General features: G+C 61.7%; 17 protein-coding genes and 2 pseudogenes. 5 read left to right on the forward strand and 14 right to left on the reverse strand.

Features of this window, described 5'->3' with window-relative positions:
* Nucleotides 1–86: 86 nt before the first annotated feature.
* From JQ586_RS41675 to JQ586_RS36645, 7 genes and pseudogenes are all read right to left on the reverse strand, one after another.
* Nucleotides 87–851, reverse strand: a pseudogene (locus tag JQ586_RS41675) (ABC transporter permease); the annotation flags it as partial.
* On the reverse strand, nt 848–1,909 hold the full coding sequence (locus JQ586_RS36620; protein ID WP_212399508.1) for an ABC transporter ATP-binding protein: 1,062 nt from the start codon (nt 1,907–1,909) through the stop codon (nt 848–850). The gene JQ586_RS36620 and the pseudogene JQ586_RS41675, both read right to left, overlap by 4 nt.
* 4 nt (nt 1,910–1,913) lie before the next feature.
* Nucleotides 1,914–2,924, reverse strand: a complete 1,011-nt coding sequence (locus JQ586_RS36625) for an extracellular solute-binding protein (RefSeq protein WP_212399509.1) — start codon at nt 2,922–2,924, stop codon at nt 1,914–1,916.
* 28 nt (nt 2,925–2,952) lie between these two features.
* Nucleotides 2,953–4,035, reverse strand: coding sequence for an alanine--glyoxylate aminotransferase family protein (locus tag JQ586_RS36630; RefSeq protein WP_212399510.1), 1,083 nt, complete (start codon nt 4,033–4,035; stop codon nt 2,953–2,955).
* Between the two features lie 92 nt (nt 4,036–4,127).
* Nucleotides 4,128–4,625 carry an alpha-IPM isomerase gene (locus JQ586_RS36635; protein WP_212399511.1) on the reverse strand — a complete coding sequence of 166 codons (498 nt, stop codon included), beginning with the start codon at nt 4,623–4,625 and terminating at the stop codon, nt 4,128–4,130.
* Nucleotides 4,622–5,884 carry an aconitase/3-isopropylmalate dehydratase large subunit family protein gene (locus tag JQ586_RS36640; protein ID WP_212399512.1) on the reverse strand — a complete coding sequence of 421 codons (1,263 nt, stop codon included), beginning with the start codon at nt 5,882–5,884 and terminating at the stop codon, nt 4,622–4,624. Before JQ586_RS36640 ends, JQ586_RS36635 begins: the two co-directional genes overlap by 4 nt.
* 2 nt (nt 5,885–5,886) lie before the next feature.
* Entirely contained in the window at nt 5,887–6,192 is a 306-nt protein-coding gene (locus JQ586_RS36645; RefSeq protein ID WP_212399513.1) for a hypothetical protein, read from the reverse strand.
* A gap of 92 nt (nt 6,193–6,284) precedes the next feature.
* Here JQ586_RS36645 and JQ586_RS36650 point away from each other — a divergent pair, with 92 nt between their 5' ends.
* Nucleotides 6,285–7,019 (forward strand): IclR family transcriptional regulator, encoded by a 735-nt coding sequence (locus JQ586_RS36650; protein ID WP_212399514.1) that lies wholly within the window; start codon nt 6,285–6,287, stop codon nt 7,017–7,019.
* Nucleotides 7,020–7,646: 627 nt separating this feature from the next.
* Here JQ586_RS36650 and JQ586_RS36655 read toward each other — a convergent pair.
* The 4 genes from JQ586_RS36655 to JQ586_RS36670 all read right to left on the reverse strand — a co-directional run bounded on the left by JQ586_RS36655 (nt 7,647) and on the right by JQ586_RS36670 (nt 12,563).
* A complete protein-coding gene (locus JQ586_RS36655; protein ID WP_283815520.1) occupies nt 7,647–8,489 on the reverse strand; it encodes an enoyl-CoA hydratase/isomerase family protein in 843 nt (280 codons plus the stop codon).
* Between the two features lie 79 nt (nt 8,490–8,568).
* A complete protein-coding gene (locus JQ586_RS36660) occupies nt 8,569–9,195 on the reverse strand; it encodes an isochorismatase family cysteine hydrolase (RefSeq protein ID WP_212399516.1) in 627 nt (208 codons plus the stop codon).
* Between the two features lie 37 nt (nt 9,196–9,232).
* Nucleotides 9,233–9,448, reverse strand: a complete 216-nt coding sequence (locus JQ586_RS36665) for a hypothetical protein (protein WP_212399517.1) — start codon at nt 9,446–9,448, stop codon at nt 9,233–9,235.
* A 262-nt stretch (nt 9,449–9,710) separates the two neighbouring features.
* A complete protein-coding gene (locus JQ586_RS36670; RefSeq protein WP_212399518.1) occupies nt 9,711–12,563 on the reverse strand; it encodes a winged helix-turn-helix domain-containing protein in 2,853 nt (950 codons plus the stop codon).
* Between the two features lie 249 nt (nt 12,564–12,812).
* Between JQ586_RS36670 and JQ586_RS36675 the strand changes: the two genes are divergently transcribed.
* Nucleotides 12,813–14,132 (forward strand): epoxide hydrolase family protein, encoded by a 1,320-nt coding sequence (locus JQ586_RS36675; protein WP_212399519.1) that lies wholly within the window; start codon nt 12,813–12,815, stop codon nt 14,130–14,132.
* A 100-nt stretch (nt 14,133–14,232) separates the two neighbouring features.
* Nucleotides 14,233–14,652, forward strand: a complete 420-nt coding sequence (locus JQ586_RS36680; RefSeq protein WP_212399520.1) for an Ohr family peroxiredoxin — start codon at nt 14,233–14,235, stop codon at nt 14,650–14,652.
* Between the two features lie 840 nt (nt 14,653–15,492).
* On the opposite strand, the gene JQ586_RS36685 is transcribed toward JQ586_RS36680, so the two are convergent.
* The 3 genes from JQ586_RS36685 to JQ586_RS36695 form a co-directional block, all read right to left on the reverse strand.
* The gene (locus JQ586_RS36685; RefSeq protein ID WP_212399524.1) at nt 15,493–16,353 is read right to left on the reverse strand and encodes a carbohydrate ABC transporter permease; all 861 of its coding nucleotides are present in this window, start codon (nt 16,351–16,353) and stop codon (nt 15,493–15,495) included.
* 73 nt (nt 16,354–16,426) lie between these two features.
* Complete coding sequence (locus JQ586_RS36690; protein WP_212399521.1) at nt 16,427–17,545, reverse strand: carbohydrate ABC transporter permease; 1,119 nt, start codon at nt 17,543–17,545, stop codon at nt 16,427–16,429.
* Nucleotides 17,546–17,781: 236 nt separating this feature from the next.
* Nucleotides 17,782–19,407, reverse strand: coding sequence for an extracellular solute-binding protein (locus tag JQ586_RS36695; RefSeq protein WP_212399525.1), 1,626 nt, complete (start codon nt 19,405–19,407; stop codon nt 17,782–17,784).
* Nucleotides 19,408–20,605: 1,198 nt separating this feature from the next.
* Here JQ586_RS36695 and JQ586_RS36700 point away from each other — a divergent pair.
* Entirely contained in the window at nt 20,606–21,742 is a 1,137-nt protein-coding gene (locus JQ586_RS36700) for an NADH:flavin oxidoreductase/NADH oxidase (protein ID WP_212399522.1), read from the forward strand.
* A gap of 585 nt (nt 21,743–22,327) precedes the next feature.
* Nucleotides 22,328–22,644 (forward strand): annotated as a pseudogene (locus JQ586_RS36705) (P-type conjugative transfer ATPase TrbB); the annotation flags it as partial.

A 22,644-nucleotide genomic window follows, 5' to 3' on the forward strand; every position in this document is an offset into this window, starting at 1 on the left:
AGCGGCAGCTTCGTTGGCGCACTGCGGGCATTGGTCGAGAAACGGCGTTTGCCGAGATAGTGCCGTTGAGCGAGAAGCGCGAGCGCCGTGCAGGCGATCAGGAGCACGCTGAGCGCACCTGCCGCAGCCGGATTGGCGTCAGACTCGCCGGCGAACAGCTTGAAGATGTCGACGGCCAGGAACGGCCGGTCCTCAGCCAGCACCGCCGGCACGCCGAAATTCTCCAGCGCCTCAATAAACACCAACAGTCCGCCGGCAAGGATCGCCGGTATCACGATCGGCAGCAGCACGGTGCGGATCACATAGGGCCGTGAACCGCCGAGATTGCGGCCTGCCTCCTCTATCGAGGCATCGACGGCCTGGAACCCGGCCAGCACGGGCATGACGACGTAGGGATAGAGCGTCAACGTGAACACGATGACGATGCCGGGCAGGCCGTAGATCGAGCCGATCGGGATGCCGATTCCGCGCAAGGCGCTAGTGACAACGCCGGCATGGCCGAACAGCAGCACGAGCGCGTAGGCGCCAACGAAGGAAGGCAGGACCAGCGGCAGGGACGCAAGCGTCAGCAGCAGCGCGCGGCCTGGTATGTCGATCCGGGCAAGACAGAAGGCGAGCGGGATGCCGATCGCGCATGTGAAGGCCGTCGCGAGCGCGGCGCAGAGCAGACTGTTGCCGATGCTGCCGAGGTAATAGCGGCTCTTCACAATCGCCGCGTAGTTCCCAAGTGTCAGGCCGCCCGTGCCGTCGATCCGTATGCTCGCATCCAGAACGAGCGCCAACGGGTAGAGCAGAAAGACCGCGAGCAACACCAGCGCCGCCAGCGTCACGATAGCGGCGAAGCGTTTCATGGCGCCGGATACGCCGTGATCTGGGCAGGGTCGTAGGCAAGAGTGAGCGGAGCGCCGGGCAAGACATCAATCATCTGGCCGCCGAGCGCGGCGATCCGAATCCGGGTGCCGTCTGGCAAGGTTGCGTGGAGACGCTGCATCGGGCCCAAAAATTCGCGTAGCGCCAGGCGTGCCTGAACGAGCGGGCCGTCGGAACCGTCTCCCAGCCGTAGAGCCTCCGGCCTGACCGACAGCAACACCGGTGCGCCCGGCGATGCAACCTCGCCTCTGACTGAGAACGCCGTTCCGGCTGCTGCGACGGGGGTGTTGCGGCCGTCGAAAGCGCCAGCGATGCCCGGCACCATATTGGTCGAACCGAGAAACTCGGCGACGAACGCAGTCTGCGGCATCCGATAGATGCGTTCGGGCGCATCCACCTGCTCGATCTTGCCGTGACGCAAGACGGCGATGCGGTCGGAGATCGCGAGCGCCTCCTCCTGATCGTGCGTCACGTAGATCGCCGTCAGGCCGAGCGCCCGCTGGAGTTGCCGGATCTCGATCCGCATTTCGGTGCGCAGCTGCGCGTCGAGATTGGAGAGCGGCTCGTCGAACAGGAGCACGGCAGGTTCGATGACGAGCGCGCGGGCGATCGCCACGCGTTGCAGCTGACCACCGGAGAGCTGATGTGGCGAGCGTGGACCGTAACCCGCAAGGCGCACCCGCTCGAGCGCCTTGTCAACACGCGATGCGATCTCGGCAGCCAGTACCTTCCTGGCCTTCAGCCCGTAGGCCACGTTTTCGGCGACGGTGTGGTTCGGGAAGATCGCGTAGTTCTGAAACACCATGCCGGTGTCGCGGCGATGCGCGGGCAGGGCATCGATGCGCCGGTCGTCAAAGGAAATAGACCCGGATTCGACATCGACGAAGCCGGCGATCATGCGCAGCAGCGTCGTCTTCCCGCAACCCGAAGGCCCAAGCAACGTGAACAGCTCGCCATGCCCGATGTCGAGCGAGATGTCGTTCACGGCCCGCACCGTGCCGAAGGTGCGGGTCAGGCTTTCAATCCGGATCCTGGTCATGGGATTAGCGCGTGTTCTGGATCGTGGTCTTCAGCCGCGCGAGAGTGTCGCGCCGGGCCGCTTCCCATTTGGCGTCGTCGTAGGGCAGCACCTTGATCGCCGAAAACGGCAGCATCCCAGGTGCGACAGCCTCAAGCTCGATATCCTGACGGGAAGGGCGCCGGAAGGTCGCCTTTAGCAACATCTCCTGGACTTCTTTGCTGGCCAGGTAGTCGACCAGCCGCTTGGCGGACTCGGGGTTCGGTCCGCCTTTCAGGACCGCCGCGCCCTCGACGCCCGCATATGTGCCCTCGGCCGGATAAATGACGCTCACCGGCGCGCCATTATGGGCCCACAGGAAGCCGGCATATTCGAGGGTGATGCCAAGCGGATATTCGCCGCTACCGATCCCGTCGAACACCTGGGTCGAGCGGTTGAGCACCTTCGCATTCGCGAGCAGCCGGCCCATCTTCGTCCAGGCTGCGTCATCCGCTCCCCACAGCGAGAGAAGCGTGGTCGCGGCCGCATATGAGAATCCGGAGTTGGCCGGGTCGGTAAAGGCGAGCTTGCCGTTCCATTTCGGATCGAGGAGGTCGGCCCAGGATTTGGGCCCGCTGGTCTTGTCGATCGCCTTGGTATTCTGGCCGATCACAACGACCTGGACGTTGGTGCCTAGCCAAAGGTCGTTTGGATCGCGGAATTGGGCGGGCACGGCTTCGCGGCCCTTGGCTGGGTAAGCTTGAAGATACGGGCTCGCCAGCCGCAGCAGCGTCGCATTGACACCCCAGATCACGTCACCCTGCGGATTGGCGGACTCGGAGGCGACGCGGCGGACCAGGACGCCTGATCCGGTCGAGACCACGTCGACCTTGATCCCGGTCGCCTTGGCGAACCCTTCGGCGACAAGATTGTTCACGGTATCGTCGTTAGCCGAATAGAGCACGACCCTCTGCTGGGCCGAGGCCAGCCCGGCCGCGAACAGCGATGCCGCGAGCGTCACGACTCGGGCGAGGACGGAGGCAGGACATCTCATCATGGTTCGCCCTTATCGGTTCATTGGTTGCTCATGCGGTGGCGGCGAGGTACTCGGTGGCCGCCTTGAGCCCGGCGCCGGGTTCGATCTGCAAGCCGAGCTTCGTGAGTGCGTCTTCAAGATGCAGAAGGTCGGTCAGAATGGTTCCCGTGCTTAAAGCGCCCATCGTGCCAAACCGGATGACGCGGCCGGAGAGACGGTTGCGGGCGCCTGCGATCACCGTGCGATGGTCCTGGTAAAGCTGCCGGACGATGGCTCCGCCTTCGAGCCCGTCCGGGACCTTGAAGACCACGACCGTGCTCGAGCGCGGCTCATCGCGGCAAAAATCCGCGAGTCCAAGCGCCGCGCCGCCGGCGCGCAGCGCGGCGGAGAGTTTCCTGTGGCGCACGAGCACATTGGGGAAGCCTTCCTCATGGATCATCGTCAAGGCCTCACGCAGACCATAGATGAGGCTCACCGGTGCCGTGAATGCGGTCTCGTTCTGCTCCGCGGATTTCAGCGCGCGACGGAAATCCCAATAAAAGGTCGATCGCCGCTCATCCTGCCCGATCACGCGCCACGCCTTGGCGCTCACGCTGGCATGTGCGAGGCCGGGAGGGCACATCAAGGCCTTTTGCGAGGCCGAGACCACGATGTCGACGCCCCATTCGTCTTGCCGCATCTCGATGCCGCCGAGACCACTGACGGAATCGGCGATCAGCAGCGTTGGCCGGTCGCAAACGAGTGCGCCGAGCGCCGCGAGATCGGCCACGATCCCGGTCGAGCTCTCATTGTGCACGACAACGACGGCGCGATAGGCGTGCTCGCGCAACCGGGCCCCCACCGCGGCGACATCGATCGCCTGGCCCCATTCGATCGCGACCGTGTCGACGGTGATGTTCATGGCCTTGGCGATGGTGGTGAAGCGCTCGCCGAACTGACCATGCTCGATCACCAGGATCCGGCTGCCGGGCCCCACTACGTTGACGAGCGCGGCCTCCATGACGCCTGTTCCGGAGCTTGCAAAGAACAGGACGTGATTTGTCGTGCCCAGAATGGGGCGGATCATCTCCTGCGTCTCGCCGATCGCGGTCCGGCATTCGGGACCGCGATGGTTGACCACTATCCGAGCCATCGCCTGCCGCACCCGCTCGGGCACCTCGGTTGGACCCGGAAGCCGAAGACGGTAGCCCGTCGAGGCGATGGCGGAGGGGGTCTCTGTGGCCGTCATAGCTTGAAGTCACCGTTCTGACGCATGTAGGGAACGAGGCCGCCCGAGCGCAGGATCGCCAGCATGATCGGCGGCAGCGGCTCCGGGCTGAGCGTCTCGCCGCTGCGTTCGTTGCGGATCGGGCCGGTGCCGTCGGAACTCAGGATGTCGCCCTCACAGATCTTGCCGGTATCGCAGACGAGCGGCAGCAAGCCGTTGTTGATGGCGTTGCGGTAGTACGTGCGCGAGAATCCTCTAGCCAGCACCGCCGGAATGCCGGCGCCGAGCACTGTCGTGACGGCGACCTCCATGGCCGAACCGCAACCGAAATTCTTGCCCGCCACCAGGATGTCTCCGGGCTGTACAGAGGCTGCGAAGGCGGGGTCGACATGCTCGAACAGGAATTGCCTGAGAACGGCGGGGTCGAGGCTGTCCCGCTTGCGGGTCGAGCTGATGATCGAGTCGGTGTTGACGTCATCGCCAACCAGTCGCGCGCGTCCTCGCAGAGGTGTCATCGCGACACCTCGCGGGGATCGGTCACCGCGCCGCGTGTTGCAGTGGCTGCGCAGGCAGCCGGTGAGGCGAGATAAATCGATGCCTTGGCGTTACCCATGCGGCCCTTGAAGTTGCGATTGGCGGTCGAGATCACCGAAACCCCGTCTCCGGGAATCACTCCGCAGGTCCCGCAGCAGGAGCCACAACCCGGCTCGACCACCGTCGCGCCGAAGCCGACCATGGCGTCGAGCGTGCCGTCGGCCGCCATGGCGTCGCGGACCTCGCGCGATGCCGGCGTGACCACGAGCTGTACGCCGGGCGCAACGCCTCCACCCGCCTCGAGCACGGCAAGTGCCTGATGGAAGTCGCGTAACCTGCCGCCCGTGCAGGTGCCTAGATAGACCATCTGCACCGGCGTGCCGGCGGCGTCCTCGAGCGCCACCACCTGATCCACCAAATGCGGTAAGGCGATTTGCGGTTTGAGGGCGTCGAGCGCGATCTCGACAGTCCGGCTGTAGTGAGCATCCGGATCTGCTGTGACCGGTTCGATAGCGTGGCGGGTGCGCCCCTGCAGATAGGCGACGGTTTCAGCATCGGCCGGGAAGATGCCGGTCTTCGCTCCCATCTCGACCGCAAGATTGCTCAGGACGAGGCGGTCCTCAAGCGCGAGCGTGGCGACACCGGGCCCCGCGAATTCGAGAGCCTGATAGGCGGCACCATCAGCACCAAGCATACCCGCGAGTGCCAGTGCGACATCCTTCGCATAGACGCCGCTCGGCAGTTGTCCGGTCAGCACGATGCGGATCGAATCCGGCACGCGCAGCCAGATCCTGCCACACAGCATGATGGCGGCGAGATCGGACGAGCCGATGCCGGTCGCAAAGCAATTCAACGCGCCGTATGTCACCGCGTGGCTGTCGGCTCCAACGACCAAACTGCCCGGCAGCGCGCGGCCGGTCTCAACGATGAGCTGGTGGCCGATTCCTTCGCCGGCCTCATGCAGCGTGACGCCGAAGCGTTTGGCGAAGTCTCGCATCACGCGATGCAGTTCTATCGTCTGCGGGCTCGTCGGCGGCACGTAATGGTCGAGCGCAAAGACCAATCGCGCGGAATCGCGCATGTTCTCCGCGCCCATCGCCTTGAAATAATCGAGCGCCATCGGAACCGAACCGTCGGTGCCGAGCGCGCAATCGACTTCGCAGACCACGAGGTCGCCGGCTTGCGCATCCTGCCCGGATTTGCGAGCGAGGATCTTCTCGGAGATCGTACGCCCGGCCATCGCTAGACCTCTGGCATCTCGTAGCCGAGACGGCTGAGCGAGGCGTCCACCCGGCTACGATCGAGCGTACCGGCTTCGATCGCCGCCATTTGCCTGATCTCGGAAGCCTGCTCGCCGGGGCGAGTCTTCACGGTCAGAGCGGGACCAGCAATGCCGCCGGCCGCATGCATCGGCGGGAGCGTCGCGCTGCCCGAGGCCATGCGTGACATCACATCACTGATATTGGCGACCGGAAGGGCGCGAGCCCGCTCGACCCATTCGCCTGCGACGACACGCTTGCGGGAAAGGATCCTGAGCCCTACGGCCATACCGAACCCCATTGAAAATGGAATGCCGTTACGCATAGTGTAATGGCAACGTAACGAGGTCAACCCGGAATCGGCGCGACAGGGGGATTTCAATGCCGAAGACGCAGGGGGTCGCTGCCGTGCAACGCGCGCTGGCGATCCTAGATACCTTCGCTGGAGCCGGGTCGCGCAGCCTGGCCGACATCGCCAAGATCACGGGTTTGGCGAAACCAACCGTGATGCGTTCGCTGGTGTCGTTGGATGAAGCCGGCTACGTCCTCCGCCTCAGCGACGGCCGCTACGCACTCGGCGCGAAGACTTTCCAGCTCGGCACCACCTATCGGGCCAATTTCAATCTCGAACAGCATGTGCTGCCGGTGCTCCAGCGGCTAAGCCAGCAGACGTTGGAGAGCAGCGCGTTCCACGTGCGCGAACGCGATAGCCGGCTCTGCCTGTTTCGGGTGGATTCGCCCCAACTCGTACGCGACGTCGCACGGCCCACAAATCTCGCGCCGCTCGATCTGACCTCGACGGGACAAGTGCTGACGATGGCCCGTTGGGCCGACCGCGTGGATGACGGCGTGCACATCTTCGTCAGCTCCGGAATTTACGACGCCGTGACGGCCTCTCTTTCCACCGCCGTCTTCGGCCACGACCGAGCACTGATGGGTGCCATGACGGTTAGCGGCCCGATCGAACGCATTCGTCGGGCCGACCTCGGGGCGCTGGCGTCCCGGCTCACCGACGCCTCGCATCAACTATCGCTTGTGCTCGGTGCGCCACTGCCCCGGGCGGTCGGCGCGCCGCGGATCATCAGCTTGCCATCAGCCGAAACCGGCTCTCCCTGAATTTTCTCCAATTTTAGCCGTTTGGCTGAAGCGTGCCCAGGCTGGCTCATGATGGACTGGACCGACTGACGCGTAGCGGTGGGAAGCGTCAATCTAAAACGTGCGGCGTTACAAATTGATCCCCATGAGAGGCCCAGACGTCCGTCTTGTTGTTCATGAACGGGCTGGGCTGCAATTGGATTCGGTTGGCCGACTGATAAGAATATTCCACAAACGAAGTCGGTTCGCTAACCGATAAGGTTTGGTCGCAAACCCTATCAGTTGACGAAACGCTTATCAGTCGGCCCAAGCAACCGCGCGTCTCTTTGGCTTCTTCTTCTCGGGCAAATTAGGTTCCGGAAGCAATAAGACGCCCATTTATGTTTCCCAAGCTGCTTCCGTTACAGATCTGTTCGGCGGCCCCGATGTCTGTTCCTGGAGATATCGGTGATCTAACTCTGCGTGGACGGATCTGCGAGATCAAGAATTTAGCGGTCGCAGCGACACCTGCCAGCAATTCGATCGGGTCAAAGACGAATGTGTTGGACTGCTGGATATCGGATCGCTCCAGTGAGGGCGCCACGAGGCGCTCTTTTCATCCGCATCGGCGCCCGCAAAGCCACGCGGGGCGCCGAAACAGGACGACGATCAGCCGGGCTGCCTAACTGTAGCTTCGCCGTCCGTCCGCCCGAACGAAGTGAGGTACCGGCCAAAGTTCAACTCGAAGTCGCTCGGAACGCCGTAACCGATACCGCGGATCTTGGCGCGGCGGGCCTGCGCACTGGGTCCAGCCAGGATCGAAAAGATCATGTCATTGCTCGACTGAAGCTCGCCGGCCGTCGGCATTCCGAACCGATTGATCTGCTCCTTTGCTGCGGCGAGCACTTCGCGGTCGAATGAGGCCAGACGCCTGGCAAACGTATCGACAAACGAGTCGAGGACGTCGTCGTCCAGCGTACGGTTCACCCAACCATAGCGTTCGGCGATATCGGCATCGAAATCGTCGCCGCTAAGCGCGATCTCGAGCGCCCGCGAGCGGCCGACCAGCCGCGGGAGCCATTCCAGCGCTCCGCCGCCCGGGATCAGGCCGACGCCGATCTCAGGCTGGCCGAACAGGGCGTTCTGCCGGCTGGCAAAGCGCATGTCACACGCCAGCACGAACTCGTTGCCGATGCCGCGCGTGCGGCCGCGAACCTTGGCAATGCTCACGACGGGCGCGGACGAAAGGCGCAGCACAAAATCGCGCCAAAGGTCCAGCACGTTTGGTTGTTTGGCCGCTTTCGCGACGTCGAGATGGGCGACGAAAAAGTCAGGATTCGCGGACTGGAATACGACGACCTTTACAGACGGGTCGGCCTCGATGTCCGTCATGAGCGCTCTCAATTCCTCGATGGTTTCGGGAATGAACATGTTGATCGGCGGATTGCTGAAAGTGATCGTCCACCGGACCGGATGGGTGCGATCGGTCGTGAATTGCGACGAGTTGGTCATGGTGCGTCTCCTGGGTTGATAGGCTTGCGTTCAATTTACCTTGGTACTCGGCAGCTAACGCCCACCGAATTCGGAAGGCTTAGGCAGAAGGCATCAAATCGATGACCTCGCTCGCCGTCATGATGGCGCTCGCATAGCTAGGAATGTTGACCTCGAGCGCGGCCTCCATCTCTCTGTCCGAGAAATCGGCTGTCGCATCCTTGATCACTGTGACGCCGTAGCCGAGCTCGGCAGCAAAGCGAACGGTCGCTTCGAGGCATGTGTGCGCGATGAGACCCATCACGATGAGCTGTTGAATGCAGTGCTTCTTGAGTTGCAGGTCCAGGTCGGTATTCGCGAACCCGCTGGAGCACCAATGTTCGCTCGCGACGATCTCGCCGGGCTTGGGCTCAAACCCGGGATGCAGCTCTCCACCCCACGTGCCGAATTCGAAGGTTTTGTTTTTCCACGCCGCTTTTTGGACGGGCGCGATGTTTTTCCATGTCTCGTAGTCGCCCGGACGGTAGCGGTGGTGCAGTGCGTAGAAGACCCGAAGCTTTGCCTGGCGCGCAGCGTTCAGGACCTGCAGCATGTGAGGGACGCAGCCATTTGCTTCGGCAACGGCCCGGATGCGGCCCCACAGCTTGCCTCCTTCGGAAATGAAATCGTTGTACGGATCGATTACGAGAAGCGCCGTGATCTCCCTGTCATATGCTTGTCGCGTCATCGCTCTTCTCCGTCGGAATAGTTGGGTTGTCGAAGCGTCACTTCAAAAATGTCAGGGGCGATTTTCCCTCGATCTTCAAGTAAGCCGTCCAGGATGCAAATGATCTCTTCGCCCGGATGCACATGCTGACCGAAGGCAGCACCCGGAACACACTCAATGTGCAACTGACCGCCGTTGGCGGCGGCAAAGCACTTGCGTTGATCAGGATTGTTGCTGCCGCGATGCGCGCTGTCTTCAGGAAAGGAACGACCATGTTGGCCTCCTCGGGTTCGGCCTTCCGTGGACCCAACCGCGCCGGATGGTTCCGGCCGGTTGATGTGCCGTGATCTAAGCGCGGACCTGAGACAATTGCCCGTTATGGGTCGTTAGCGCGCGTTAGCTCCTGCAAGCGCCTGGACCATTGTGGGGCGAAGAGTAGTGCCGGGGCGCAATCGAGAAGTCGCGCGCGAACCTGCAACGCGAGGCATCACCGAATGCGGACCTTTTTTCAGCACCGGTTTGCTAATCGCCGGGGATCATTTCAAGGCAGCGAGCAACTCCTCGGCTGCCTTGAGCTCGGCCGTTTCAAATCCCTCGCTGAACTCTCGATAGACTGACTGCAGCAGCATCCGCGCTTTTTCTGACTGGCCGTTCTCGACCAGGAACCTGGCAAGGTCTCGCGCCGTTCGCAATTCCCATCCGCGCGCACCCTGACCGCGGCTCAAGTCAAGCGATTCGTTGAAGCAGGTCTCCGCTTCGCGCAAATCGGCCTCACGCGTGGAGAGAAGTCCTCCTTTTACGCGCAGCAGTTCCGGCATGTACAACATCTCACCGCTGGTTTCGACCTGCCGAATGGTTTGCTCGACCAGGGCCTTACCTTCATCGGACCGCCCGGTCGCTGCAAGTCCCTGCGCCAGCGTCATGTTGAACTCCGTGGTGAGCACTTCATGGCGGGCAGCGTGGAGCCTCTCCAATATTTTCTGCAGATCGTTGATACCTGCTTCGGTGCGCCCTCGCAGGATATCCAGTTCGGCCTTACGAGCTCGTCCGATCGCCACAAGAGGTCCAAGGGTGTTTGCTTCGGCGTGGGAGAACGACAAGTCAGTATAGTGTTGGGAGCCATCGAGATCGCCGGCCCAGAGGAACACCGTTGCCGCGCCGGCCAAAACCAGTGCCAGCGCTGCCGGATGCCCCATGGCTTCGGACGCTACGACACCCTGGCGTGCAAGGTCCATCGCCTGGGCCGGATAACCTTGCAGCCACAACGTCCGTGCGAGCGAGATATATGAATAATAGTGGGGGTCATAGCTGAGGAGGATCGGGCCACGCTGGGATTGCGAGAATATCCGCATCAGGGAATCCAGTTCCGCGCGGGAGCCGGCAAGGTCACCCGCAGTCTGGAGTGCTCGTCCCAACATGGCGTGGGCCAGAGCCTTGACCGCCTGATCGTCGGACGCTTCGGCGATAACCCGGCAACGTCTGGCGCACTGCAGGGCAGACCTGAGATCTCCTTTGCGGGCATGGAAGTAACGTTCCATGTTGAGTATTCCGGCTTGATGGGCCGTGTCGCCATGTTCTTCGGCGATAGCCATGCTCCGCTGCAGCGCCTCACTTACGGCGCTGCTCTCTCCGTACATTTGCGAGGACGAGAACCCGAAGGCGGCCCGGAGATGCATTTCGTCAAGACCACCCGCCGACCTCTCGTCGAGGGCGAGAATGGCGAGTTGCGACCAGCGGTGACATTCCGGAAGTAAGGACATCGCTAGAAAGACCTGTACTGCGGCGGCAGCAAGCTTGATGCCAACCGCGGTATTTCCTTGAGGTGAAAAGCACCATTCGAGCGCAGTTCGAACATTGTTGATGCCGGCAAAATGCGCCGACCGGTCGGCCCCGCTCGACGTGACCGACCATTCCTTCCCGCTGTGCTCCAGCCATCGAGCGAAATAAGCCGCATGCCGTGTCGAGAGGTTCGCAGCCTCGGCGTCGTCGATGCCGATCTCCAGCGCATAGGCGCGCGTTGTGTCGAGAAGCCGGTAGCGCATCATCGCGCCCAGCGGGCTTGCTGCCACGATCGATTTGGCGACGAGACTGTCCAGGCCGCCGAGGACGGCCGACCGGTCGACAGTGGCGCTGGTGACAATTTCCAGCGCCGCGTCCAGGGTGAAATGGCCGACGAATACAGCGAGCCTGCGAAGCACCGCGCGCTCCGCTTCCGTCAGGAGCCCGAAACTCCAATCCAGGGTTGCCTGCAGCGTCTTTTGCCGAGCTGGTGCGGTTCGCGATCCCGACCACAGCAGAGTGAGGCGCTGATCGAGAAGGTCCGCGGTTTTCTGTAGTCCATAGGATTCGACACGTCTTGCCGCCAGTTCGATTGCGAGCGGCACTCCATCGAGCTTTCGACAGATGCTTGCGACGATCGGCGCTTCCTTCTCGCTGAGGTCCAGGCGTGCGCCGCTCGCCACCGCGCGTTCGACGAACAGCTGCGTCGCCGGGAACGTTCGAACTGCGGCCGCTGTAAGTTCCGGATCGTCCGGTGGAAAGGCCAGCGCGTCCAATCGGTAGATGTGCTCGCCTTCGACCCGAAGCGCTTCACGGCTGGTTGCTAGGATGTAGACCTGCGGCGCTGATTCGAAGATGCTCGCCGCCAGCGATGCTACCGCTTCGACAAGGTGCTCGCATGTGTCGAGGACCAGCAGAATTCGCTTGTTGCGCAGGTAGGCGATCAGGCTCGGCGTCGCATCGTTCGATTGTACCGAAAGTCCAAGCATGGAGGCGATGCCCGCGGTCACAAGACTCGGCTCAGCGAGCATTCCGAGATCAACGAATAGCAGGGCGCCCGAAAACGTCTCGACCAGCTGATGTCCGACCGCGACTGCAACGGTGGTTTTGCCGACGCCGCCGGCACCCACGATCGTGACGAGCCGTGACGCGTTCAGTTGGGCCGAAAGCCTCTGCACGTCCTCGTCGCGGCCAACCACCCGGCTCAGGCGGTTTGGGAGGTTGGCGTGGGGAAAAGCGGTTGCGACGACTGGTGCGACATCCGAGGAACGATCCTGCCGCGACACAGGCGCCACGAAGCAATATCCGCGTCCTGGCAATGTCGTGATGTATCGGGCGTCACCCTTCCCATCGCCCAGCGCTTTACGCAGGCCATTCATGTGAAAGCGCAGGCTGCCTTCCTCGACGATGACATCGGGCCAGACCCGCGCAAGCAAATCCTTCTTGCTCACGATTTCGTTCGGAGTGGAGGTTAGGACGACCAGTATGTCGAGAGCGCGCGCGCCCAATTCGACGGCGATGCCCTCTTTGGTCAGAAGACGCTCCTTCACCAGCAATTTGAAAGGGCCAAACGACAGACCGCCCTCGGTCGGCTTGATAGCTGTCGCCATACAGACCTCGGTGAACGCGCCTGCCCAGCTGGATGTCGTGAGACTACGATCCTTCCTGCAAACCACAAAGGGCCCGCCAAGAGAACATTTTCCCGAACAACCAAGGAGCCGAATTTACACGAAGCGACAACAGCTTAGCCGCTGCTAACGAGCGATAACAAAGCCTAACGGGTGATTTCATCCGCACGGGGATAGGTCTTGGGCCGCACGCAAGGCCGCGAGCAAACCATCAACCCCAGGAGAGACACCATGGATAACATCAAGACTTCCGAGACAATCGATCCGGATCGCCGTCGGCTGCTGGGCGCTGCCGCGCAGGGCATTGCTGCCATCAGCGCAGTGAGCCTGCTTCCGTCAGAATTGGTCGCAGCGCCGGCGAACGAAGCAATCCGCCCCTTCGGCAGTGTCAATATTCCGGAAAATGCGCTCGTCGATCTGCGACGACGCATCCTCGCGACCCGTTGGCCCGATCGGGAGACGGTCAATGATGCGTCCCAAGGCGTGCAGCTCGCAACGATGCAGGCGCTCGCGCGATACTGGGCGACGGAGTATGATTGGCGGAAAATCGAGGCCAAAATAAACGCCCTGCCGCAGTTCATCACCGAAATCGACGGGCTGGACATTCACTTCATTCACGTCCGCTCAAAGCACGAAAACGCGCTGCCGCTGATCGTCACGCACGGATGGCCCGGCTCGATCACCGAACAGATGAAGATCATCGATCCGCTGACCAATCCCACGGCGCATGGCGGCGACGCGTCCGATGCATTCCATGTGGTGATTCCGTCCATGCCTGGCTACGGGTTTTCTGGCAAGCCGACTGTGACCGGCTGGGACCCGGTCCATATTGCACGAGCCTGGACAGTGCTGATGAAGCGCCTCGGATACACGAAATTCGTTGCGCAGGGAGGCGATTGGGGTGCGATCATCACCGAGTTGATGGGTGTGCAGGCGCCGACGGAATTGCTCGGCATTCACACCAATATGGCCAACGTCATTCCGCTCGACATCGACAAGCTGGCCTTTTCCGGCGCGCCGGCACCGGCTGATCTCTCGAGCGATGAAAAAATTGCTTACGACCGGTTGAGCTTCGTTTATGCGAAGGGCATTGGCTACGGCTTCCAGATGGGATTGAGGCCCCAGACGCTGTACGGAATAGCGGATTCGCCGGTCGGCCTGGCGGCTTATTTCCTTGATCACGATGCGCGCAGCTACGAGATGATCGCACGCGCCTTCAGGGGAGAAACCGAAGGCCTTTCGCGGGACGACGTCCTCGATAATATCACGCTCACCTGGTTGACGGATACAGCGCTCTCCGGGGCTCGTCTCTATTGGGAGAACAAGGGGGCGTCGTTCTTCGCCGTCAAGGGCGTCGTTGTGCCGACGGCTGTAAGCGTTTTCCCTGACGAACTGTATCCGGCTCCGCGGAGCTGGGCGGAACGGGCCTATCCCAAGCTCATCCACTACAACAAAGTGGAAAAGGGCGGTCATTTCGCCGCCTGGGAACAGCCGAAGCTTTTCACAGACGAGCTTCGCGCGGGCTTCAGATCGCTCCGCAAATCAGCTTGACGACATCAGTCAGCAAGGACGCAGCCCTCGGGACACGTGAGCGAGATGCGCGCGAGTCCCGAGACTCTTTGCTGAATCATTGCTGAAGAGAAGAAAGACCATGAACCAAATTGCAAAGCTGCTCCACACAGCCAGGACCGAGACCACGGGTGATCGCGACAATGGCGCCTCGCGTAGCTCTGACGGCCTCTTGGACATCCGGCTTTCGACACCCGGTTCGGCGCGGATTGGCACCAACCCGGAGCAATTGTTCGCTGCTGCCTGGTCGGCCTCTTTCGCAAGTGCGATCGCGCTAGCATCTCGCGAAAGAGAACTCTCGCTTCCGGCCAAAGTCAGGATCGACGCCGAAGTCGACCTGAACCTCGGGGAGTACGGCTACCTCCTCAGCGCACGGTTCAGTGTGTCGATCCCGGGTTTGGCAAGCCACGTCGCAAAAGACCTAGTCGACGAGGCTGGGGAACTTTGTCCGTACTCAAAAGCCACGCGCGGAAATGTTGAGGTGACGGTCACGCTGATCTGAGCGGATTTCGGTTGTCGTATTGAGGAACGTTTGAGCGCACAATTCGAAGTAGACCGAACCTTACTGAAACCGGGCCAAACAACCATCCGGATTGAATTTCACTCCCATATCGTCGGAACGGGTTCACGAAAATGGCGCAAAGTTCGGCATGACACCGCACTACGCGCAGGCGTGCTTGGTCGGGCTCCACGTCGGAGATCGGAACACCGGGAGCCTAGCGAGGAGGAGCGCGCTCGCCGAAAGATCGCGCGGAATCAAGAGGAGGGAATGGACTGATAAAGTTTCATACAAAAACTTATCAGTGCCGACGGACCTCCAATTGCGCATGCGGGAGGAGTGCCTGTATCGCAAGATAGAGTTCTCGGCGATCCCGTATCGATCATCGACCCAGGCAGACAAAGAAAAGAGGGCGCCCGCGAGAGCGCCCTCTCTAGAGCCCGCGAGCCTCTCGGTCCGACAGGCAAATCCGCCGTCCAGCAATCCGCCGAGATCCGTTCGGCCGGCACTGTCGGACGACATTCACGACACGCGGGGGCAGCAAAAGTAGCCCTTCAGACCGTAAGCCCCGTTTGACTCCGAACGAGACAGCCTTGAACGCACGCGGTCCGATCGACGCCGCCTGCGAGCTGCGCACTTCCATGCTCTCGCAGCGTACGCAGATTGAGATCGTGCACACGCTCCGGTGGAAATCCGCTGGGCTCGCACACAGTTGCCCGCGCGATGCGGCTGCTATCGGCAGAGGACAGGAAGATGGCCTGGATGAACAGCAGAACGGGATAGGAGCGAAGGTGATCGCCCAGCATCACCCGCCCCGAAGAAGGCGATGCCGACCAGCCTCGCCTATTTGCCCGCGCCGGTCGTCAGCCCGCTGACGATGTAGCGCTCCAAGAAGATGCCGATCAGGACGAGGGGCGCGATTGCGGCCGTCGATAGTGCCGCCATCGACCACCAGTTGATACCTTGCGAGCCGGTCTGGCTCGCGACCATCACGGGCAAGGTCTTGGCATCCGTGCTGGTCAGCAGCGCTGCGAAGAAATACTCGTTCCAGCACAACACCAGCGAGAGGATAAAAGCCGCCGCCATACCAGGAAATGCCAACGGCAGGATGATGCGCAGAAACGCGCCCCAGGTCGACAGGCCATCGACGAAAGCCGCCTCGTCGAGCTCGACCGGTATGGCATTGAACTGGTCCCGCATGATCCAGATGACGATCGGCAGCACCGTCAACGTATAGAGCAGGATCAGGCCGAAGGTGGTGTCGAGCAGCGCGAGCGCCTTGTAGAGCACGAGGAAGGGCAGGGCGAGCACCACCGGCGGCAGGATGAGCTGCGACATGAAGAAGAACAGGATATCGTCGTTGCGCATCCAGGCGAATTTGTAGCGGAAGCGGCTCAAGCCATACGCCGCCAGCGATCCGAGGATCAGTGCCAGGACCGACGCGCCGACCGAGGTGATGATGCTGTTGATGAAGCGGTTGACGAACTCGGAGCGGGCGGTGGAGGTTTCGAACAGCGTATCCGGCGACAGCCCGAGCGAGCGCCAACCCTTCCAGTCCGGGTGGAAGTCCACCCACGGGATCAGGTGCGCCTGTGTCACGTCGACCGCCGATTTGAACGAGGTCGTGACGGTCCAGTAGATCGGAAACAGGCAAATAAATGTCCAGAACAGCAGCGCGGCATAGATCAGCGCGCGGCTCGCCATCCGCTTGGCGCGCGGTGCGACGGGGTGCCTGTGGGCGGATATCGCGGTCGTGACAGCCAAGTGAGCAACTCCCTCAAGTAACCCGCTGCGTCCAGCGTTTGGACAAGCGCAGCATCAGCGTCAGCAGCACGATGATCAGAAGCAGATAGACCATGGCGAGCGCGGTGCCGTATCCGACGTTCGAGCGGTCGCGGTAGACGCGGTAGATGAAGCTCGAGACGGTGTCGGTCGCGCCGCCAGGACCGCCGGCCGTGACGTTGATGACGATGTCGGCGAGCTTCAGCTTGAAGATGATGCGGATGATGAGCACGGTGATGCTGACCGGCAGCATGATCGGAAACGTCACGTGCCAGAACGACTGCCAGCCGTTCGCGCCGTCGACCTTGGCGGCCTCCTGCACCTCCTTGGGCATGGCCTGGAGGCCCGCGAGCAGGATGATCATGATGAAGGGAATGGACACCCAGGCGTCCATCGCCTGGATCGTGAAACGTGCCATCCAGGGGGAGGCGAAAAAGGCCGGGTTGTCCCAGCCGAGATAGCGCGCCAGCGTCGCCGCCGGACCAAAGCGATATTCCAGCAGCGACTTGCCGATCATCCAGCTCACGGCGACCGGGCTCAGCATCATCGGCAGCAGGAATATGACACGAAAGAATTTCCGCGCGCGGATCTCGGCGCTGAGCAGCAGCGCGAGCGCGAACGCGATCGCATACTCGCCGAGCACTGCGACCGAGTAGAACACCATGTTGCCGAGCGCATTCCAGTAGTAGGTGTCACTCAGCATCGCCCTGACGTTGTCGAGCCCACTAAAGTGCGGGCCTTCGATCGAGGACAGGTTCCAGTCAAGCGAGGCGATGTAGAGCCCGAAGATGGTTGGAAAGATCACCACGGCGATGGTGAAGAACACGGCCGGCAGCAGGAACAGAGCGCGCTGGCCGCGCTCGCCGCGCATGAGCACCTGCGCGGTCCCGAATGCGATGGCCCAGAGCAGGTACACGATCAGGATCGGGCGCCAAGTCGAGAAGCCTGCGGCGATCGCGCCGGCTGCATGCAGGACCTGAACGACCAGCACGAGCAGGAACACGAGCGAGGCGAGACCGATCAAGATGCGGCCGACCGTCGCGCGCCGGCGCCCCGCGCGCTTCATCGCCGCTTTCGGGGGCACGGCGTCGGCTGTGTCAACGGAACTTTGCATCGAATTCGATCTCGCCGGGCCCCGCTTCACCTATCCCGCGTGCGAGAGAACATAGGCCGCGTTGGGCGACCGTCCTCTCGAGAAACGCCGACGCCAAAGCCTCGGCTATGCCGAAGGCGCGAGTGAGGGCACCATTCACCTCGGGAATCCCAATGAGGACGCACCCTCTCCCCGACGCTCCCCCGTACGCGGGGGGAGCGCGTCTGGCTTCGAGGTCTGCCGTGAACTCATCCTTTCTATACGCCGAAAGAGGCCTTGTAGAGTCCGATCTGCCGCTCGCGGCCGAGTTGGTCGGTCAGCTTCTCCCAGGCGGCGGCGATGTTGTTGGCGCCGGTCTGCGCATCGACCTTGCCGGAGAAAATCTTCGTCAGCTCGTCCTCGGCGATGCTGTAGTACTGGAAGATGCCGGGGATGCGCGGCTCGACCGCCCGATTGGGGTGGTTATACGAGTTGAACTGCGAGTTCAGATAGGACGTGATGTACTTCCTGTCGTAACCTGCCGCCACCCATTCATCGATGTGAGAGTGGCTGGTCCGGTGGACCTGGAAACCCGACGGATACATCACCGTCCAGAGCGATAGGTCCTTGCCGCCGAGATGCGCGGCCGCGCTCCAGGCCGCCTTGTGCTTCTTCTCGTCGCCATTGACCCGCGCCATCACATAGATGCCCCAGCCGAGATAGGCGCAGTTCGGCGCATTGTTCGGCCCGCTCGGCAGCTTGTCCCATTTGCCGGTCTTGGAATTGTAGACGTCGTCCGATCCCGGCAGGATGTCGAAGCCGACGGTATCGCCAATGACGGAAGTGTCGCTCGCCTTCGCCACCTGGCCGATGTCACCCCACCAAGGGATCATCGAACCGATGCCGGCCAAAAATTGCTGGAAGCCGGTGGTGTTCGGATCGGCATTGAGCTGGTCGGCCGGCTCGGAGGGCAACGCATCGATTACGTCCTGGATGGCGCGCACCCAGGCCGGATTGTTGATGCGCGGCTTCATCGTGTCTATGTCGAACAGCCATGCCTTGTCGTCGGGATGCTTGGCGTAGGCTGTGGCGCGGCTGCCGAGAAAATAGAAGCCGAACCCACCCCAGGGCTTTGGCGCATCCAGATAGCCGTAGACGCTCTGGCCCTTGAATTTCTGACCCTTGAGGAACTTCGTGACGGCCTGCACCTGCTGCCAGGTCTTCGGCACTCCCCATTCGCTTGTGTTGCCGGCGTCCTTCCAGGCCTTGGCGAGTGTGGCGTCCGAGAACACGTCGGTGCGATAGTTGAAGTTATGGCAATCGCCATCGATCGTGACGCGATAGGTCTTGCCGTTCCAGGTGCCGACCGGCGGCTTGAGGTAAGCGACGTAGTCGTCGATATCGATTTGTTTCTTGACCCAGTCCGGCATTTCTGAGGCGAGGCCCTTGCCGCAGACGTCGCCCTCAAAGGGCGCGCCCATCTCGAGAATGTCGAAGTCGACGGTGCCGGTTGCGATCGCCTGTTGCAGGCGTGGGTTGTAGTCGGCCTGCGCCAGATCGATCCAGGAGATTTTCGCGCCCGTATAAGCCTCCCACGGCTTCAAGAAGCCCCGGAACAGCAGATTGTGCAAGTTCTGATTATTCAGTCCCATGAAGGAGAGCTCGACGCCCTTGAATTCACCCTCCTTGATGCTCGCCTTGGTCGGGCCGAGGCAGAGCTCTCCGACCTTCTGCCAGTCGGCGTCGGTGGGCGCACCCTTGCCGACGCCAGGAATCTTTGTGATCTCCGCGCGCAGATTGGCCTGCGCGAATGCAAGCTCGGAGAACGTGCCGAGCGCGCCGGTCGTGCCAAGTGCGGCGGCTCCGGCCGCGCTCTTGAGCACCGTTCGCCGAGTCGGGTGCATTGCGGGACGCTGATCATGCTCTTGTTGCTTCACCACGAAATCCTCCCTTTTTTGACGCTGCTGATGTCAAAGTCTTGGTCAGGTCAGATTGGGCCGCCTAAGCACCACCGATAAGTGAGGCTCGCCGAAGTTCATGTCGCGGCGATGGTGCGAGAAGCCGCGTCAAGTATGCAACGGCACCGATCAATGTCAACGAATCCGCGCAAAGCGAACGCGGTCGACCACACGCAATGCGAACGATGCTGCTGCTCTCGCACTGCAGTAGGCCATTGATGGGCTGGCCCAGCGAGGGATGTTGCGTCGCCGTTAGATTTGCGCCGAATGCGTAGCGTAGCCCGCGTGCCGCCGCGGACGCCTTCGCGTGGCCAGCCCGATGTATTCGCGCGAATGACCGATGCGGAACTGAATCAAGCTTTGTCGGAACAGTTCAAGGCGCTCGGTCTGTCCGAGCGCTCGTTAATAGAGATTCGGGCATCCGTTTTTGCTGACTGATCAGCAGCATCTAAGCGTTAGGCGCGGTCGCGGTTACGCACGTCCGTCGCGACCGTGCGACCTTACGGCAGACCCGTAGAGAGCCTCGCGAAGGAGACCGCTCCTCCCACGGTTCAATCAGGAAAAATGAACCAGCGCCTCCGCCATAGGGCCTGCGAGGCACATTCAGAGCACGATCAGAGACGTCGGCCCGCGATGATTATGACCAACGGCATCTCCATTGCGGTGCTGGGGCGGCACTTGAAGGGAGAACCCTTTGCTCCCGATCTTGCCCGCTCTTCGTGCGCCGCAGTTGTTTTTCACCAAAGCGTTGTAGTAGCCTTTTGTGGATTGGGGGGTGTATACCGTGACAGAATTTCGCAAGGCCCTGCCGCCCCTGCCAGATAGCGGATCGCATCGGGGAACACGGCCTCACTGAGTGGCTCACAACCGTGCGGTGCCACCATGAGGGGACCTATCAGCATTGCCTGCTCGTTGCCGGAGTGGCCATCGACTTCGGGCTCAGTATGGCGCGCGGAGGACGGCAAGTTCTTGCTGCAGGGAGCTTTTTGGTTCGTGGCCGATTTTGTTGAAAGGGTCAGTTGTCGCGACCCACGTCTAATCGCCGTCGGAGCCACAATCGGCCCTGAAGAGATTTCTGTGTACTCCGCAATCCAACAGAGCTCCAAGGTGCATTCGCGCGAACGTCGAGGATGGAGCCAAGACAATGCCTGATCTGTTCAGTCCTTACACTCTAAAGAGCGTCACACTGCGCAATCGGATAGCGATGTCGCCCATGACGATGTATCGGTCCGTCGATGGCCGGATGAACGACTATCATGTGATGCTGATGGGATCCCGCGCCGCGGGAGGGTTTGGGCTGGTATTTCCGGAGCAACTCGCGATTACGCCCGACGGACGCACCGGCATCCACTGCGGCGGCATCTACGACGACTCGCAAATGGAAGGTTTGTCGCGAGTGACCGCTATCGTGAAGGCGATGGGCGCCGTGCCGGCCGTCCAGCTTGGTCACACGGGGCGCAAAGGAAGTGAGTTGAAGCCATGGGAAGGCAAGCTTCAGATTGCACCGGATCATCCGGATGGCTGGCAAGTTCGCGGTCCATCCGCCATCGCTTATGGAGGTCGCTACACCTTTCCAGTTCACGAATTGAGTATCGGCGAGATCAAGGAAATCCACCGTGCTTATGCCCTGGCCGCGCAGCGGGCACTCGATGCAGGATTTGAATGGCTGGAAATGCATTTCGCTCACGGCTATCTCGGCGCAAGCTTTTTTTCGCCCCTGGCCAACCAGCGCACCGATGCCTACGGCGGGAGTCTCGAAAACCGCCTTCGTTTCCATCGCGAAGCGCTCGATGCCGTCAGGAGGGTTTGGCCCGAACGGTTGCCATTGACGATCCGTCTCGGTTCTGATGATTTCAACGAGCAAGGCATCTTGTTCGACGATGCGGTCTGGGCCGTCGGCGAATTGAAGAAGCATGGACTCGATCTCGCCGATCTCAGCTTGGGCCTAAACACCGACGCCATCAAAGGTACGCCGTTCAACCAAGAGGCATTCATGGTCGAACGGGGCGCCCGCGTTCGACGCGAAGTGGGCATTGCCGTGGCGGTCAGTTGGAATCTCGGCATACCGGCCGTTGCCGATCGGGTCATTCGCGAGGAGTCGATCGATTTGGTGTTTTTGGGGCGTCCAGCGCTCTCCAATCCTCACTGGCCTGTCTGGGCCGCGCATGAACTCGCGCATGAGAACCCGTACTCCCTGCTCCCTGAAGACTGGTCGTGGTGGCTCCGCAATCGGCCGGGCTCGGAGGGCTCGTTGGGTTGGCCCGCCACAGTAAACCGGTGAAGCCGAGTCGTCGGCACGCGGTCTGCGACAACAACGGCCGACCAACCATCCTCCTGCCCACCGAAGGCCAGATGAGTGACCACAAGGGGGCTGCACTGATCTATCCCGTCTTGCCCAGCGTCGCGACGCTCATCGCCGAGGATACGATCGTGATGCCTTCCCGAAGGCTCTCGTGACGCCCTGCATCCCACCGCGAGCTCGACGACCGTCGCCTGCATCATATTGCAAGACCCTATATCGGCAACGCCATACGGTCGAGAACATGTTTGCCAAGCTCAAGGACTGGCGGCGTATCGCCCTACGCTACGACCGCTGCGGCCACACTTTTTTTGTGCAATTCGCATTGCAGCGACCGTGATCTTCTGGCTCGGCAAATGAGTCCTGACCCCGAACCTCAAAGGTCAGTTCTCAGACGTTCTTTTTCTACGCCAATCTACGATCACCAAAATCCATTGTTGCACCAAGTTCGTTGGTGCCCTTTTTAGTCATCCCCATCTGAGGGCCGTCTGTGGATGCTCTCATTCGCTGGGGACGTCGGTGGCAATCCATTCCGTTCAATCGGAGGCGAGTTCGCGCGGTGCGCGAATGTTGCGCAGCGCGCTTGGCGCGTCGATTGCCGGCTTTCTCGAAGATGAAGCGATCGTCGAGGTGATGCTCAACCCGGATGGGCGGCTGTGGATCGACCGGTTGTCGAGTGGCCTGATCGACACGGGCGAAACTCTGTCGGCTGCGGATGGCGAGCGCATTGTTCGCCTGGTCGCGCACCACGTCGGCGCCGAGGTACATGCCGGCGCGCCCCGGGTTTCAGCTGAACTCCCCGGGACCGGTGAGCGATTTGAGGGCCTCTTGCCCCCGGTCGTTGCCGCTCCCGCTTTCGCGATCCGCAAGCCCGCGGTCGCCGT

The sequence above is a fragment of the Bradyrhizobium jicamae genome (genome assembly GCF_018130215.1).
Classification (GTDB): Bacteria; Pseudomonadota; Alphaproteobacteria; order Rhizobiales; family Xanthobacteraceae; genus Bradyrhizobium; species Bradyrhizobium jicamae_A.